This window comes from Paenibacillus caseinilyticus, assembly GCF_027533645.1.
Lineage (GTDB): Bacteria > Bacillota > Bacilli > Paenibacillales > NBRC-103111 > Paenibacillus_G > Paenibacillus_G caseinilyticus.
Window position 1 is genome coordinate 173,889 of the sequence record NZ_JAQAGY010000008.1, and the last position, 14,031, is coordinate 187,919.

The following is a 14,031-nucleotide window of genomic DNA, read 5'->3' on the forward strand; positions in this document are numbered from 1 at the left end:
AAGTACAATAACACTACCAAACGGTAAAGGGGAATGAGAAACATGACAAAGACAGGAAACGAAGCTGCAGCAGTAAGCGGATTGGACTTCTTTACGACGGGTGACGGGAACCGTATCGCCTACCGGTTCGATGGACCGGCGAACTTGCCTGTATTGGTTCTCGCGAATTCCATCGGCACCACTTTGCATATGTGGGATGGACAAATTACGGAGTTGTCGAAGCATTTTCGCGTACTCCGCTATGACTATCGCGGTCATGGGGCTTCGGATGCCCCCGCCGGAGCGTATTCGTTTGACAGGCTCGGACGGGATGTGATCGAGCTGCTCGATTCGCTGCAGATCAGCCGGGTGCATTTTGGCGGGTTGTCGTTAGGCGGGGTCGTCGGACAATGGCTTGCTATCCATCATCCCGAGAGGATCGGCAAACTGATTCTGTCCAATACCTCATCCTACCTGGGGCCCCCAGAACATTGGGACGGCCTGATCGCCTCCGTCCTTCAAGGCGGGAACATGTCCGAACTCGCCGACATGTTCATCGGGAATTGGTTCCCTCCGCAGATGAGGGAGACGGAAAGCGACACCGTATCGGCGTTCCGCGACATGGTGCTCGCCACGCATCCGCTGGGGTTCGCCGGAAGCTTCGCTGCGATCCGCGACTTCGACATGCGCCGGACTGCGGCGCTGATCAGCTCCCCGACACTGGTAATCGGAGGCCAGTACGATACGGTGACACTGCCCAGCCACAGCGAATTAATCGCCGCAACGGTGCCTGGCGCTAAGCTGGTCATGTTACCGGCAGTACACCTGCCGAATATCGAGCGTCCCGCCGACTTTCTGGACGCGGTACTCCCTTTCCTGCTCTCGGAGTAAAGGAACCCCTCACGTGGACCGCAGCAGGAAGCAGCTGTCAGACCATAGAGAATCCCTCTATGATCTGACAGGTGCTTTTTTCACTTGCCGTCCTTCGGCCAAATAGACCGCCGCTTGGCGCTTAAGAACAATGCGCCGAGCAAGCTTAACTGGCCTCGCGCTGCACGGGTCTCTCTGCCGCGCACCGCTATCTAGCGGCCAAATACCGCTGCAGAGCGCCGAGCGGCTCGATGACCGCCCCGGCTCCGTTCCCCTGCAGTGTTCGTGCGGCGTCCGCCATGGACAGCTGCGCCGCAGCGACCGGCAGACCGCCGGTCTCCGCCGTCAGCCCGGCCAGGAAAGCATACGTGCCTTCGGCGTACTCCTTGTCCCGGCCCTGCAGCAGCTGGTCGAACAGGCTGCGGTCCGCGACGACCGCTTCGGCGCGAAGCGGCACGCCGTGCTCTGCGGCATAAGCCTGCAGGCGGCCCATCGTCCCCTCCACGGTTGCCGGATTCGTGAAGGCGATCCGGCAGTCCCCTCCGCTGCGGACGACCTCGCCGAACCACGGCTCGTCGATCGCGATGAGCTCGGCGGCCACCCGCCCGTCCAGGCTGGCACCCAGCTTGGCGAGCTCGGCGATATAGTTCGTGCACGTGACGAGAATCGCGTCCACTCCGCAGCCGGCGATCCACTCCAGCTGCCCGGTCAGACGGCCGTGCAGCTCGGCAGAGGTTCCGCCCACTTCGAGCGGAACGCTCTTCTCCGGCTCCCGGGTCAGCCAATGGATGAGTCCCGGATCCACAAAATGCAGGAAGCCGTAGAGCTCCGGATCGAAGGTTCCTTCAAAAAAACGAATGTTGGAGTAGTGGGCATGCAAACACCCGATGGTTATCTTGGCGGCGCTGGTAGGTTTGGCTGCGATGATAATCCCTCTTTTCTAGGCAGGCATTCAAACATGCGTCTGTTGATTAGGTATTCTTTAGATCATAGCCCGGCATGAAGCGCAGCGTCAATGGTTCCCGGCCTCCACCGCCATCAAACAGAATACAGGCCATATTCATACGGCACCCTCCTTATGTGGGCTGGGAGTGGCTTGGCTGCGCTGCCTGGCGGACATCGACTTGCGGCAGGCTGCATACCCCGCTGCGGCGGCGAGAGAGAAGCCCGCATTGAGCGCGATGAGCAGCTGGTAGTCCTGCAGCGTATCGTAGTTCAGTCCGCCGCCCAGAGCGGCCAGCACTCCGCCAAGCTGGTGGATGCTGAGGAAGAGGCCGGTCTGCAGCCCGCTCGCCTTGCCAGAGCCGTGAAGCGCTTCGCCGGCGACCAGGATGCCGCCCGGCACCGCCCCGAGATAAGTCGCCCCGAAGAGCAGCGAGAAGGCGAGCGGCGATAGCGGCAGGTGGATCCAGAGCAGGACGAAGGCGCCCGTCCGCAGTAGATACAGCACCGCCAGCGCCCGGGTGCGGGACATCCGGTCGATCAGAAGCGAGAAGGTCAACCCGCCGACGAGCTCCAGCAGCCCGAGCAGACTGAGAGCCGAGGCGATCATGGCCTCGGGGACATGGGCGGTCTGGTGAATGGCCACCATGTGCATCTCTACCGTTCCCATGGAGAAGCCGCAGGTCAGCAGCGCGAACATGACGACCCCAACGACGGGATGCCGCAGGTGAGCGAGCGACGCTCTCCACGAGAGAGCGGATGAGGCGGCAGGGGAAGAGGAAGCTTGCCGTCCAGCCTGCCCCTCCTCCTCTATGCCCTCCGGACTCGGCTTCACCAGGAACAGGATCAGCGGCAGGAATAAAGCTGCATTGAGCAGCAGAATTAGGTATACCGTGCTCCAATCGAGCGACTGCATCCGTGTCAGCAGCGGAGTCAGCACTGCCAGACCCAGCGATCCGGCGCTCCCCAGGATCGTCAGCGCTTTGGCCCGGTGGTGCTTGAACCAGTTCGTGACGAGCACATATGTGACCGATGCGCCCAATCCCCCGATGCCGCCGAGGATCCCGATACCCGCGTAGAATCCTGCGGGGCTGCGGAACAGCAGTACCGTACCGACGGACAGCAGATTGGCGGCCGCCACGATCAGCAGCACCTTTTTGTAGCCGATCCGATCCACGAGCCAGCCGCCGAGCGGAGCACATAAAGCGCCCAGCAGTGTAGCCGTAGACCATGTGAATCCCAGAAAGCTGCGTCCTACGCCAAGATCAGCCGTGATCTCCGCCTGGTAATAGGCCATCACGAACCGGCTCAGCGAACCCGCGAACCCGAAGACCCACAGGAAGAGCAGAAGAAGCCATGCGTATGGTTGTTCACGGAACCATAGTCCGTATGATGTTCGGAAGGCCATCGGCGTCTCCCCCTTTCAGCCGATTATACCGTCCCCCCCTCCCGGACACCCGGGCCAATTGGCAGAAAAACCACCCAGCCACTTCCAGCGCAAAGTATACTTAGGAGAGACAGGGGGAGTCGCGATGCGTTGGAAGCCACAGCCGGATACCGGCGTGCCGGTATTCAAACAGATTGTCCGCTATTTCGAGGAGCAGATCCTGAAGGGCGACCTGCCGCCCGGAGCGAGGCTCCCTGCGGAACGCGAACTGGCTGGACAGCTGCACGTCAACCGCAGCACGGTGAGCACGGCCTATGAGGAACTCCGGGCGGGAGGCTTCGTCACCTCCGTGAAGGGAAGCGGGACGCGGGTATGCGAGCTGCAGTGGGAGGAGAAGCCCGTGCCCGTACCTAACTGGCGGAGGTATACGGGAGGGCGGACGTTCGATCCGACCGCTTCCGTCTACCGCAGGCAGCAGGAAGCGGCCCTGCTGCCGGGGATAGTGAATCTCACCAAGGGGGAGCTTTCTCCCGATCTCATGCCCCTGGAGCTGCTGCGGGAGCTGGCGGAGGAAGCCGATTACGGCAGGGCGTTCTCCTATCACGACGACTTTCGGGGCGGTGCGGAGCTTCGCGGGACATTAGCGGACCTGACATTGGCCGGCCACGGCATCTCGGCATCACCGGAGCATCTGGTGATCACGGCGGGGGTCAAGCATTCGCTGCATCTCATAGCCCACACGCTGCTGGAACCAGGGGATGCCATAGCGGTGGAAGGTCCGTCATACTTGTATGCGATGGGGGTCTTCTCGGCAGCCGGTCTTCGTATGGTCCGGCTGCCCATGGACCGAGAGGGACTGATCCCCGAAGCGCTTCCCGAGCTGTACTACAAGCACCGGATCCGCATGGTATTCACGAACCCTAGCTACCAGAATCCGACCGGCACGTGCCTGTCCGCCGCACGGCGGAAGAAGCTGCTCGAAGTATGCGAAAGCCTGCGGCTGCCCATAGTCGAGGACGATCCGTACAGCGATCTCTACCTCGATCAGGCCACTCCCCCGCCCCCTTCCCTGAAGGCGCTGAGCGGCGGGGACCGCTTCGTGATCTACCTCGGCACCTTGTCGAAGACGGCCACGCCCGGCATGCGCCTCGGCTGGATCGCCGCCCCGCTGCCGGCCGCCTCGCGCCTGGCGCAGGCAAAGAACCGGATGGGCTACAGCACAAGCCACGCCGGCGAGCGGCTAGGCGGGGCTTATCTGCGTTCGCCGGCCGCCAAGGTGCATTTGGCTACCGTGCGCCGTACGCTGGCATTGAGGCGCAGCTGTATGCTGCAGGCGCTGCGGGAGCATGCCGGCGGCATAGCCTTACCGCTTGCCTCCGACGCCCAGGCGGGCGGATTCTACCTGTGGCTGCAGCTAGCCCGGCCGGTGCCCGACCGGGAGCTGGTGGAAGCGGGCATCCGCGAAGGCGTGCTCTTCTACCCCGGCAGCCTGTTCGGCGCGGAGCCCGGCTTCTTCCAGCTGACGTACGCCTCGGTCGGCGAAGCGGAGATCCTCCTTGGCGCCCGCCGCATCGGTCAGGCGCTCGCCGGGCTCGGCTTGGGCTGAGGGGGGAGGGGGGGGCGGATGCGGACCCCGGAGCTGGGCCGGTAGTGTCTATACCGCCAAGGGCGTACCGGCGGACCCCGCCGGACCGCCGGTGATCGCGGTATGCCGAAGCGCTCGCGCGGATTACGCCTCACTCGCCGTGTGCCGAAGCCGTGGGCGGATCGCGCGGTGAGCGCGGTATGCCTGGCCCTTGCCCCTGAGACCCAACACCCCAGCCAGCAGGCGCCCCCGGCAGTACCGCTCGGCAGCAGGCCTCCGCGAAGACAACAAAAGGATTCCGCCAACATCACGGAATCCTTTTTGTGATTGCGCTTCTATTTCTTACAATCCTGTTTCGCCGCGGAACTCCCCAGCTTACGCCTCCTGGCGTACGCGTTCGTCTTCGTGCTCGACCGCCGCCGCACTCTCCCGGTAGCCCGGCAGGCCGGTGCCCATCCGCCGCTCCCGACGGTAGTCCAGCATCATGCCGGCCCCGAGCGCCGTGCAGTCGAGCGGGTCGGCGGCGATATGGACCGGCACGCCGGTCTCCGCCTGAATCCGCGCGTCGAGCCCGTGCAGCAGGGCTCCTCCGCCGCAGAGCAGCATGCCCCGCTCGACGACATCGCCGGCGAGCTCCGGCGGGCAGTGCTCGAGCGTATAGCGGATCGCTTCGAATATCGCCGTCAAGAAATCGTCGAATAGACCGCGGATCTCCTCCGACGTGATCCGCACCGCCCGGGGAAGGCCGTCGATCAGATCGCGTCCGCGGATATCGATCGCCCGCTCCTCCGGCAGCTTCGCCGCCGAACCGATCCGCATCTTGATCTCTTCCGCCGTACGGTCGCCGATCGCGAGGTTATACGTCTTTTTGACATATTCGATAAGATCCTTATCGATCGACATGCCCGCGCGCCGCACCGTATGGCTCACGACGATGCCTCCAAGCGACAGCACAGCCACCTGGCTCGTCCCCCCGCCAATATCCAGCACGAGCGAGCCGATCGGCTCATCCACCGGCATCCCGGCTCCGAGCGCCGCCGCCAGCGGCTCTTCGACGGCCACCGCCTTCTTCGCTCCCTTATGCACCATCGTCTCTTCGACGGCGCGCTTCTGCACGCTCGTAATGCCGCACGGCACCGAGATGTACACCTGCGAGCTCCACAGCCACCGGCGGCGTCCTTCGATCTTGCGGATGAAGAGCTGCAGCATCTGCGAGGTCATATCGAAGTTCGCAATCACCCCGTTCATCAGCGGATACACGATCTCCAGCGACTCCGGCGTACGTCCGATCATGGCCTGCGCCTCGCTGCCGACCGCCACAATCTCGCCCGTATCCTGGCGGATTGCCACCACGGACGGTTCCCTAAGCACGATTCCCCTCCCCTGCTGATAGATGACAGTATTGGATGTTCCCAAATCGATTCCGTAATAAATATCAAAGCGTCCCAGCACTCGCATCTCCTCCTTCTCCTTCTTCAGGACCGGGGGCAGGCGCCAAGGCTGCCGGCACATCTGGCCATTCATTCCCATGCCGTCCCCCAGTCGTCCGCATGCACTCGTTCTTATGGGATACAGCTTGTCTCTCGCGATACGTATATGTACGTCATCCGGATGCGCGCTCTTCCGCACCCTCTCATCCCGGGTCTCCCGCCGCACGGGCAGCAGCCTCTTCCCGCTCTTATTCAGGAGCAAGGCAGATCGCTTCTGGTATGCTCCACGGAACCCTCATCTGCACGAAGTACGCTATAGCATTCTAGACGGAATCCGAATTTGCGGGGGCCCTGCGCCATAAAGTGGAATAACGGCTTCTCCATCCCCGGGGAAGGAGGACTCTCCTTTTTTAAAAAATATAAGGATTTATATCTCACCAGGTTCGTTTGGAACCGGGAGGCTGCGGTTAAATAACTGTGTTATAATGAGGACATTCCGTCTTTTCCGACAAAAAACCCTATGAAAATGGAGCTTCGCGTCGAATCTTATAGGACGGTGAGAACAAGAATACACTTGGAGTAGGGAAGGTGACGCTCATGAGCAATTCCAAAGATATGCTGCAAAGCAAGCTCAAGGCTTGGAAAAGCGCCGCATCCTCGCTAATCTCTTCTCCCGAAGGCGAAACGGAAGAGAGCCGGATCATCGAGCTTGAGCCCGAGTATTTTGAAAAGTGCCGTGAAATGGCCGAAGCCCAGCATACGACGGTCAGCGGTGCCGTCCACTATATGATCGAGCAGTTTTTTGCCGTACGCAGCCACGAAATGATGTTCCAGGCCACCGTGGAGCAGAAAGAGAAGAATCCGCTGCTGCAGCTTGATGCGCTGACCAAACGCAGAGACCGGCGCGTAGAGGAGGCGGAAGAATATGAGCGTACTTGATACGGAAGGTCTCGGACAGACCGTATTCCTGGAACAGTCCGCCCTGATGGCGTTCATGAACCCGGAGGATCCTTACTATCTCAAAGCCCGGACCCTGTTCTACGATATGGACGACATGGACCGGCGGCTGGCGACAACGAATTACGTCGTGTTCGAAACCCACCAATGGCTGCGCAATCATTTTGATTATTCCGATGCCCAGATCTTCTTGAACACGATGGACAAAGCCGTCCAAAAAGGCGTATTGACGATCATCCCCAGCTCACCGGAGCTGGAGCAGGAAGCCAAGCGGCTCATCATCGACTTCCCGAACTATCAGTTCTCCCTGAACGAGGCGATGACAGCCGTGGTTATGCTGTCCTACCAGATGAAACGCATCTTCACGTTCAATCCGAACTACACGTTCCTGCCGAAGATGGACCGGGAGATTAAGGTGCTTCCCAGCATGTGGTAGACCACGGCGTGGTCTGTACCGCGCTGCAGCGCTTACGCTTACATAACGTTCATCCGCCATACGGAGCAAGCCGGCCTTCCTACAGAGGAAAGCCGGCTTGTTTGCGTGTGATCAAATCGTCTTCTTGAGAAAATAGCGGACCGCCCCGTCCGGAAAACCGGCCAGCTCACCGAATACTTCGAATCCCAGCTTGCGGTAAAAATCCGGCGCCTGGAAGCTGAACGTGTCGAGATGCATCAGACGGCAGCCCCTTCGTACCGCCTCTTCCTCTGCCGCCTTCATAAGCCGCGCTCCGAGGCCCTGCCCCCTGTACTTCTCATCGACCCACAGGATCTCGATGTACACAGCGAAACGGTACGTCCGGCCCAGCAGTCCTCCGGCCAGCTTCCCGTCTTCTTCCTTCAGTACCAGATCGAGCCGCTCGTTCGGCACTTGAAAGCCGCTCGGGGCCGTGCTCTCATTGAATACCATTAAGGAAGACCGCACGCTGCGAAGCTCTTCCTCCGTGCATACATCCGTCAGCCGGGGGCCGGCCGTTTGGTCCATAGTCATCGCTCGTTCCTACCTTCTTCCTTTTGAAATAATAGGCTCTGTTCCTCTGCCTCCCGCTCCCACTCCGTAATCACGCGCCGACCTGCCGCGAGCTCGAACGTGCGGACGAAAAACCAGGCGAACCCGGCATAGAATCCCAGCAGCGGATAATGGAAGGAGGCCGGGCGGTTCTTCTCGAACCCGAAATGCCCGGTCCACGAGAGAACATAGTGTGCCGCCGCCATACCAAGCGCCAGTCGAAGATCAGGAAGATCCAGCCCAAGAAGGCAGCCAGGAACGCCGCGTAATGCAGCCTCCGGTTCCATGGATGCCGGTGGGCTTCCAAATAGCGGAGAATATCCGTGCGGATGCGGCCCCGCCAACGGGCCGGGTCTTCGCTATGGCGCGAAGCGGCGTGCTCTGTAACTTCGGAACGTGACGATTCCTCGCCCATCCTGCTAACCTCCTTGCACAAGACTAGTTATTCTCCACGCCCAGGTTGACCGGGGGGTAGCAACTAGCTGAAGGCTGAGGGCAGAGTCCCCCCTGTAGCAAGCCTCCGTCCGTCCTCACTCCGCCAGCCCGCTGCCCGCCTCCATGCCTTGCCGCACGAGCGCCAGCAGCTCCTCCTGCCGCTCCGGAGCGCAGGCAACGAGATACGGCTCGGGGTTCATCCCTTCGAACGGCCGTCCATCGTAGTCGGTGACCACCGCCCCTGCTTCCTTCGCAAGAAGTACGCCCGCGTAAAGGTCGTCTCCCTCGGAGTTGTAGAGTACAATACCGTCGAGATCACCCCTAGCCAGCATGCTCCATTGCAGTGCCGGAGCCCAGAGGGGGAGCACCCGTTTGGCATTCTCCTCGAGGTGGCGCTTCAGCGCAGCCGCCCTTCCCCTGCGGCCCACGTGATGGCCTTGAATCCAGGCCAGGGTCAGCTTGGGCGTCGGCCGGCTGAGCTTCGCCGTGAGGGGCAGGCCGTTCATCGACGCCCCTCTCCCCTTCTCGGCCACATACAGGTTGCCGAGATGCGAATCGTAGATCACGCCGAGCACAGGCTCCTTGCGGTACAGCAGCGTGATCGATACCCCGTAAGCCGCGAGCCCGATCGCATAGTTGTTCGTTCCGTCGAGCGGGTCGACGAGCCAGAGCCAGTCGCCCTCCACCCCGGACCATCCGCTCTCTTCGCTGCGCACCTGATGCTCCGGGAAAGCGGCGTTCAGCCGGCTGAGAATCTCCCGCTCCGCAAGCAGGTCTACCGCGGTGACAAGATCTCCGTCGCTGCCTTTGGCGAGAATCTCCTTCTCCTGGTCGAAGTGCTCCTTCGCGAGCTGCCCGGCAGCCTGAGCGGCCCCGCATGCAACTTCCCGTGCTTTGTCTAGTATATCCTGCATCTTATCTGACTTCCTCCCACTGGGTCCACATTTCTTCCGGATTAAGCTCATACACATCCTTCTCGCGGAACATGAAGTGATGCATGATGAACTCCCGCCGGATCGTTGCAAAGTCCTCGTGATACGCCTTAATAACCTCATTGAGCTCCCGCTCGGTATACGCCCGGCCCTTCTCCAGTTCCCGCGCGATCCTGCCGAGCGCGATGAGCTTCTTTTTGTATTGGGCGGGAATGCGGATCAGCTTTCCTTCTTTGGTAAAAAAATGCTTGAATACGGATGCTTGTAACTTCTCGTTCTCCACGCTAGATTCCTCCTTGTCCGGCGGGGGATTTTTGAAGATGAGCTCCAGTGAAGCCTGCGCATGCCCTCTTACAAAATACTCGCTCACCGAAAAGTAAATCGTGTTCTTCTCCCGGCGCTCGCGAAGCAGCGCAGCTTCTCTGAGCTTCGCCGCATGATGCGTGACCGTAGCGGGGGCCAAATGCAGCCGTTCCGCCAGCTGCTGTCCGCTGCACTCTCCCTGCGCCAGCAGGATTAGCATACGGAAGCGGGTAGGGTCCGCTAAGGCTTTGTGATAGGCAATAATTTTGTCCAATTGAACAGGCAAGGGACCGGATCACCTCATTCGATTAATTTCTAATTAGATAATAATCGAATTTAACTCCCATCGCAAGACGTATCCGCCAAAAAATACCCGGCCGTCCTATAGAGGAAGGTGACCGGGTATTCGAATGCGGTTCTATGGTGCTTGATCGATGGGCGAACCTGCCGGGTCTGGAGCTTACATGACCGCCGCCGTCAGCGGTCCGTTTCTTCGAACTCTACAGCCTGCAGCCGCTCGGTCGCCGTTTCCCATCGCACCCGAACGATTACCCCGAAGCCGTGGCCTTCCTTCACCACCCACAGCTTGAACGTATCCTCGGTCAGATTCGGTCCCGCTGCTTTCCGCCCGACATACAGGTAATCATGGATCTCGGCTCCGTACTTCTTGGCCGTCTCCTGCATGGCGATCCGCCCCCAAGGCGCATAAGACGGGATGCCCGCCACCGCGGCCGACGACAACAAGGCCGTGCCTGCCCCCACTGGCTCCGGGTCATACCATGCCAGAACACGGCTCCAGTCCACATACCCGTAATATGGGGTTCCCGTGTCCAAGCCCTTGATATACGCGGCTGCCCCCGCTCCTTTCTCATCCGAGATCCAGGCTTCGGCCCTTTGGCCGTCCGACCGGACCCAGGCCAGCTTCCCTGTCCGGCGGATAAAGCTGGGCGCATAGTCCCCGAAGCCTTCCGGCGGCCTCGTCAAAGCTATCTGTTCCCGGCCAGGTCCCGCCGAAGATGCAGGAACACGGAACAAGGCCGGAAGCGGCCTGCGGGCCTCCTCGGTATCCTCGCCGCTCTCCTCGGAGCGGGAGACGGCCAGCCGCTTGTCATCCAGCCACGTGAATCCGCGGTCGGCGAAGCCGGCCGGCGTGTACCCCTGCGTCCGGAACGCCCCCATCTCCCGGATCTCCAGCCTTTTGTTCTGGGTGACGAGGCGTCCTTCGCCTTCGATATACCCCAGCTTACCGGTCCGGGGAGCCCAATGAAACCAGGGCTCGTACCCCAGCATGTGCCCGAGCTTCCGGAACACCTTCCCGTCCGCCGAAAGCAGGCATAACGTATTGCTGTCGGCCGACCAGGAAGCAGTGGGCCTGGCGATGAACGAGATCCAGCGGCCGTCCTCCGACCACTTGAACGTGCTTGTGCCGACCGCGAAGAAATCTCCGCTCTGCAGGGGCAGCGTGAAGAGGAGCCGCGGCTGGGCAGATGCTCCCGTGCCAGTGTGAAGGGGTACGGTGAACAGCTCCACCGCGCTCCACCCTGCAGGATTCAATTGGGCGGCCGACGAGATCAGGAAGCCGCTTCCGTCCGGCAGCCATGCATAATTGCCCACCCCCACCGCTTCGCTCGTGAAGCTGCCGGCTCCGCTTAGGCCAACCTCCACCGTGCCAAGCACCGACTCGAGCTGCAGCGCGAGCACACTGCGCTTAGGTGACCAGCGGTAGTTCGATCCTCCCTGCACATAGACCCGGTGATGCCGGTCGGTCTCCAGGGAATATACCCATACTTCCCCCTGCGGGGCTTCGGCTGAAGCACGGCGGGTATAAGCGACATACTGCCCGTCCGCGGACCAGCGCGGCGTATCCGCACTGCCCTCCGCCGTCAGTTCTCTCTCCTGGCCGTTCTGCTTAAGCCATAAGTGGCCGCTGCGGATGAAAGCGGCCTTCGGCTCTTCCTTCGGCGCAGGACGCCCTTGCACACCTGTACCCGGCAGCCAAACGCCGCACAGCAGCGCGGCGGCCATAATGCCGATACGAACTCTTTTGAAACTCATGCGTATCCGACGGCTCCTTTCGCTATGTCCATCCTGAGATGGGATAACGTTAGCATTGCCTTCCTCCCATGGGGAATATGTGGTAAGAACCGCTGACCGGCATATATGCGAGGAGCTGTTGGACACGCTGACCGTCCGCCGGAGGACGGACCGCATCCTAAGGGATGGCACTAATGGCAGTAAGCAATCCGCTCTCCTTCTCACGGAAAGTCGTCATGGACGCGAGATTGCCCAGCGTCTGGCAGCCACAAGCCTGCCGACTCTGATGAGATATACATTCTTATCATTGCACAATAAAACGGCGCTTCACGCGATACGTGAAACGCCGTTCCTCTCTTGCCTGCTTACAGTCTTATCCCAGGACGACGCGGTCGTCCGCCAGCTTTTCGCCCCGGATGTGCTCGAATTCCTTCAAGAGGCCTTCGACCGTGAGGCCCTGCTTGCGCTCAGGCGGCACATCCAGGATGATGTTCCCCTTGTCCATCATGATGAGGCGGTTGCCGAGCCGGATCGCCTGCTCCATGTTGTGGGTGACCATCAGCGTGGTCAGCTTCATCTCGGAGACGATGGACTCCGTCAGCGTCGTAATGAGCTCAGCGCGGGACGGGTCGAGCGCTGCCGTGTGCTCGTCGAGCAGCAGAATGCGCGGACGCGTGAACGTCGCCATAAGCAGGCTGAGCGCCTGGCGCTCCCCGCCGGAGAGCAGGCCGACCTTGGCGTTCAGACGCTGGTCGAGACCGATACCGAGCCGGCTGAGCTGCTCGCGGAAGAACTTGCGCTTGCCGCCGGTTACGCCGATCGACAAACCTCTAGGCTTGCTGCGCGAGTAAGCGAGCGCCAGATTCTCTTCGATGGTCATGGTCGGAGCCGTCCCCGCCATCGGGTCCTGGAAGACGCGGCCGATCCACTGGCTGCGGCGGTGCTCCGGCAGCCCCTCGACAGCCTTGCCTTCGATATGCACCCGGCCGAGATCCGGCGACATGACGCCCGAGATTAGATTCATCAGAGTGGATTTGCCGGCGCCGTTCGAGCCGATCACCGTGACGAAGTCGCCTTCGTGCAGGTGCAGGTTGATCCGGGATAAGGCTGCTTTCTCGTCCGGCGTGCCTGGATTGAACAGCTTGGTCACATTCTCGATTCTAAGCATTGACACCGCCTCCCTTCGAGCGTGTGGCAGATGAAGCGGCCGAACGATCGATCTCTGCCGCACGCCTTCGGATGAACCTCCGCTGACGGATCGTTGCGCGGACCTTGGGAACCGTCAGCGCCACGATGACGATCAAGGCGGTCATCAGCTTCATATCCGTCGATTCGAGTCCGATCTGCAGCGCAAGCGCGACAATCAGACGGTACACGATGGCGCCGAGAAGCACGGCCAGCGTAGCCCGGATGATCGTTCGCGCGCCGAACAGCGCTTCGCCGATGATGACGGACGCCAGACCGATGACGATCATCCCGATGCCCATATTAACATCGGCGAACTGTGAATATTGAGTGATGAGGGCCCCCGACAAGGCAACCAGCCCGTTCGATAGGGATACACCCACGATGATTGTGTTGTCGGTATGCACGCCGAAGCTGCGGATCATGCGCGGATTGTCCCCCGTTGCCCGCAGGGCGAGGCCGAGATCCGTATGCAGGAACCAGTCCAGTGCGAATTTGACCAAGACAACCACGATGCCGACGGTCGGGATCACCCAGTGCTTCGGGACATCGCTGAGCAGCGAATCGGTGCCGAAGAGGGAGATGTTCGCTTTCTTGTCCATGAGCCGCAAATTGATGGAATAGAGCGCGATCATCATAAGAATCCCGGAGAGCAGCGCATTGATCTTCCCCTTAGTGTGGAGCAGGCCCGTACAAGCGCCGACAAGCATGCCGCCGGCAAAGGCAGCCGCCGTCGCCGCCAGCGGAGGCGTCCCCCCCGTGATCAATACGGCTGCGATTGCACCGCCAGTCGTAAAGCTGCCGTCGACCGTCAGGTCGGGAAAATCCAGAATCCGGTATGTAATGTAGACGCCAAGCGCCATCAGGGCGTAGAGCAGTCCCAGCTCCCCTGAGCCTTCTATGATGTCTCTGAATTGCTCCATGTAGGTTCCTCCTCTAAAGAATGAAGAGTGACCCTGGCAGAAAACGCAAGGTCACTCCGTCTT

Annotated in this window: 14 protein-coding genes; 4 read left to right on the forward strand and 10 right to left on the reverse strand. The window is 60.9% G+C overall.

What is annotated here, in order from left to right:
• The first annotated feature begins 42 nt into the window (after positions 1 to 42).
• Positions 43 to 870 (forward strand): 3-oxoadipate enol-lactonase, encoded by an 828-nt coding sequence (gene pcaD, locus O9H32_RS14455; RefSeq protein WP_269866814.1) that lies wholly within the window; start codon positions 43 to 45, stop codon positions 868 to 870.
• A gap of 187 nt (positions 871 to 1,057) precedes the next feature.
• On the opposite strand, the gene O9H32_RS14460 is transcribed toward pcaD, so the two are convergent.
• Both O9H32_RS14460 and O9H32_RS14465 read right to left on the reverse strand, forming a co-directional pair.
• The gene (locus tag O9H32_RS14460; protein ID WP_269866815.1) at positions 1,058 to 1,729 is read right to left on the reverse strand and encodes a hypothetical protein; all 672 of its coding nucleotides are present in this window, start codon (positions 1,727 to 1,729) and stop codon (positions 1,058 to 1,060) included.
• A 180-nt stretch (positions 1,730 to 1,909) separates the two neighbouring features.
• Positions 1,910 to 3,199 carry an MFS transporter gene (locus tag O9H32_RS14465; RefSeq protein WP_269866816.1) on the reverse strand — a complete coding sequence of 430 codons (1,290 nt, stop codon included), beginning with the start codon at positions 3,197 to 3,199 and terminating at the stop codon, positions 1,910 to 1,912.
• 124 nt (positions 3,200 to 3,323) lie between these two features.
• Between O9H32_RS14465 and O9H32_RS14470 the strand changes: the two genes are divergently transcribed.
• Positions 3,324 to 4,784, forward strand: a complete 1,461-nt coding sequence (locus O9H32_RS14470) for an aminotransferase-like domain-containing protein (protein WP_269866817.1) — start codon at positions 3,324 to 3,326, stop codon at positions 4,782 to 4,784.
• Between the two features lie 354 nt (positions 4,785 to 5,138).
• Here O9H32_RS14470 and mreB read toward each other — a convergent pair whose 3' ends face one another.
• A complete protein-coding gene (gene mreB, locus O9H32_RS14475) occupies positions 5,139 to 6,215 on the reverse strand; it encodes a rod shape-determining protein (protein ID WP_269866922.1) in 1,077 nt (358 codons plus the stop codon).
• Positions 6,216 to 6,790: 575 nt separating this feature from the next.
• On the opposite strand from mreB, the gene O9H32_RS14480 reads away from it, so the two are divergent.
• Positions 6,791 to 7,132: a hypothetical protein gene (locus tag O9H32_RS14480; RefSeq protein WP_269866818.1), complete on the forward strand. Its 342-nt coding sequence runs from the start codon at positions 6,791 to 6,793 to the stop codon at positions 7,130 to 7,132.
• Entirely contained in the window at positions 7,119 to 7,586 is a 468-nt protein-coding gene (locus tag O9H32_RS14485) for a type II toxin-antitoxin system VapC family toxin (RefSeq protein ID WP_269866819.1), read from the forward strand. Before O9H32_RS14480 ends, O9H32_RS14485 begins: the two co-directional genes overlap by 14 nt.
• A gap of 111 nt (positions 7,587 to 7,697) precedes the next feature.
• Here O9H32_RS14485 and O9H32_RS14490 read toward each other — a convergent pair whose 3' ends face one another.
• From O9H32_RS14490 to O9H32_RS14520, 7 genes are all read right to left on the reverse strand, one after another.
• Complete coding sequence (locus O9H32_RS14490) at positions 7,698 to 8,138, reverse strand: GNAT family N-acetyltransferase (protein ID WP_269866820.1); 441 nt, start codon at positions 8,136 to 8,138, stop codon at positions 7,698 to 7,700.
• Positions 8,135 to 8,362, reverse strand: coding sequence for an Mpo1-like protein (locus tag O9H32_RS14495; RefSeq protein ID WP_269866821.1), 228 nt, complete (start codon positions 8,360 to 8,362; stop codon positions 8,135 to 8,137). Before O9H32_RS14495 ends, O9H32_RS14490 begins: the two co-directional genes overlap by 4 nt.
• Positions 8,363 to 8,686: 324 nt before the next feature.
• A complete protein-coding gene (locus O9H32_RS14500) occupies positions 8,687 to 9,505 on the reverse strand; it encodes an inositol monophosphatase family protein (protein ID WP_269866822.1) in 819 nt (272 codons plus the stop codon).
• 1 nt (position 9,506) lies between these two features.
• Positions 9,507 to 10,112: a DUF2087 domain-containing protein gene (locus O9H32_RS14505; RefSeq protein WP_269866823.1), complete on the reverse strand. Its 606-nt coding sequence runs from the start codon at positions 10,110 to 10,112 to the stop codon at positions 9,507 to 9,509.
• 191 nt (positions 10,113 to 10,303) lie between these two features.
• Positions 10,304 to 11,881: a DUF3889 domain-containing protein gene (locus O9H32_RS14510; protein ID WP_269866824.1), complete on the reverse strand. Its 1,578-nt coding sequence runs from the start codon at positions 11,879 to 11,881 to the stop codon at positions 10,304 to 10,306.
• 352 nt (positions 11,882 to 12,233) lie between these two features.
• Positions 12,234 to 13,028 carry an ABC transporter ATP-binding protein gene (locus O9H32_RS14515; protein WP_269866825.1) on the reverse strand — a complete coding sequence of 265 codons (795 nt, stop codon included), beginning with the start codon at positions 13,026 to 13,028 and terminating at the stop codon, positions 12,234 to 12,236.
• Complete coding sequence (locus O9H32_RS14520; protein WP_269866826.1) at positions 13,021 to 13,968, reverse strand: ABC transporter permease; 948 nt, start codon at positions 13,966 to 13,968, stop codon at positions 13,021 to 13,023. The genes O9H32_RS14515 and O9H32_RS14520 overlap by 8 nt, the downstream gene beginning before the upstream one ends.
• Between the last annotated feature and the right edge of the window lie 63 nt (positions 13,969 to 14,031).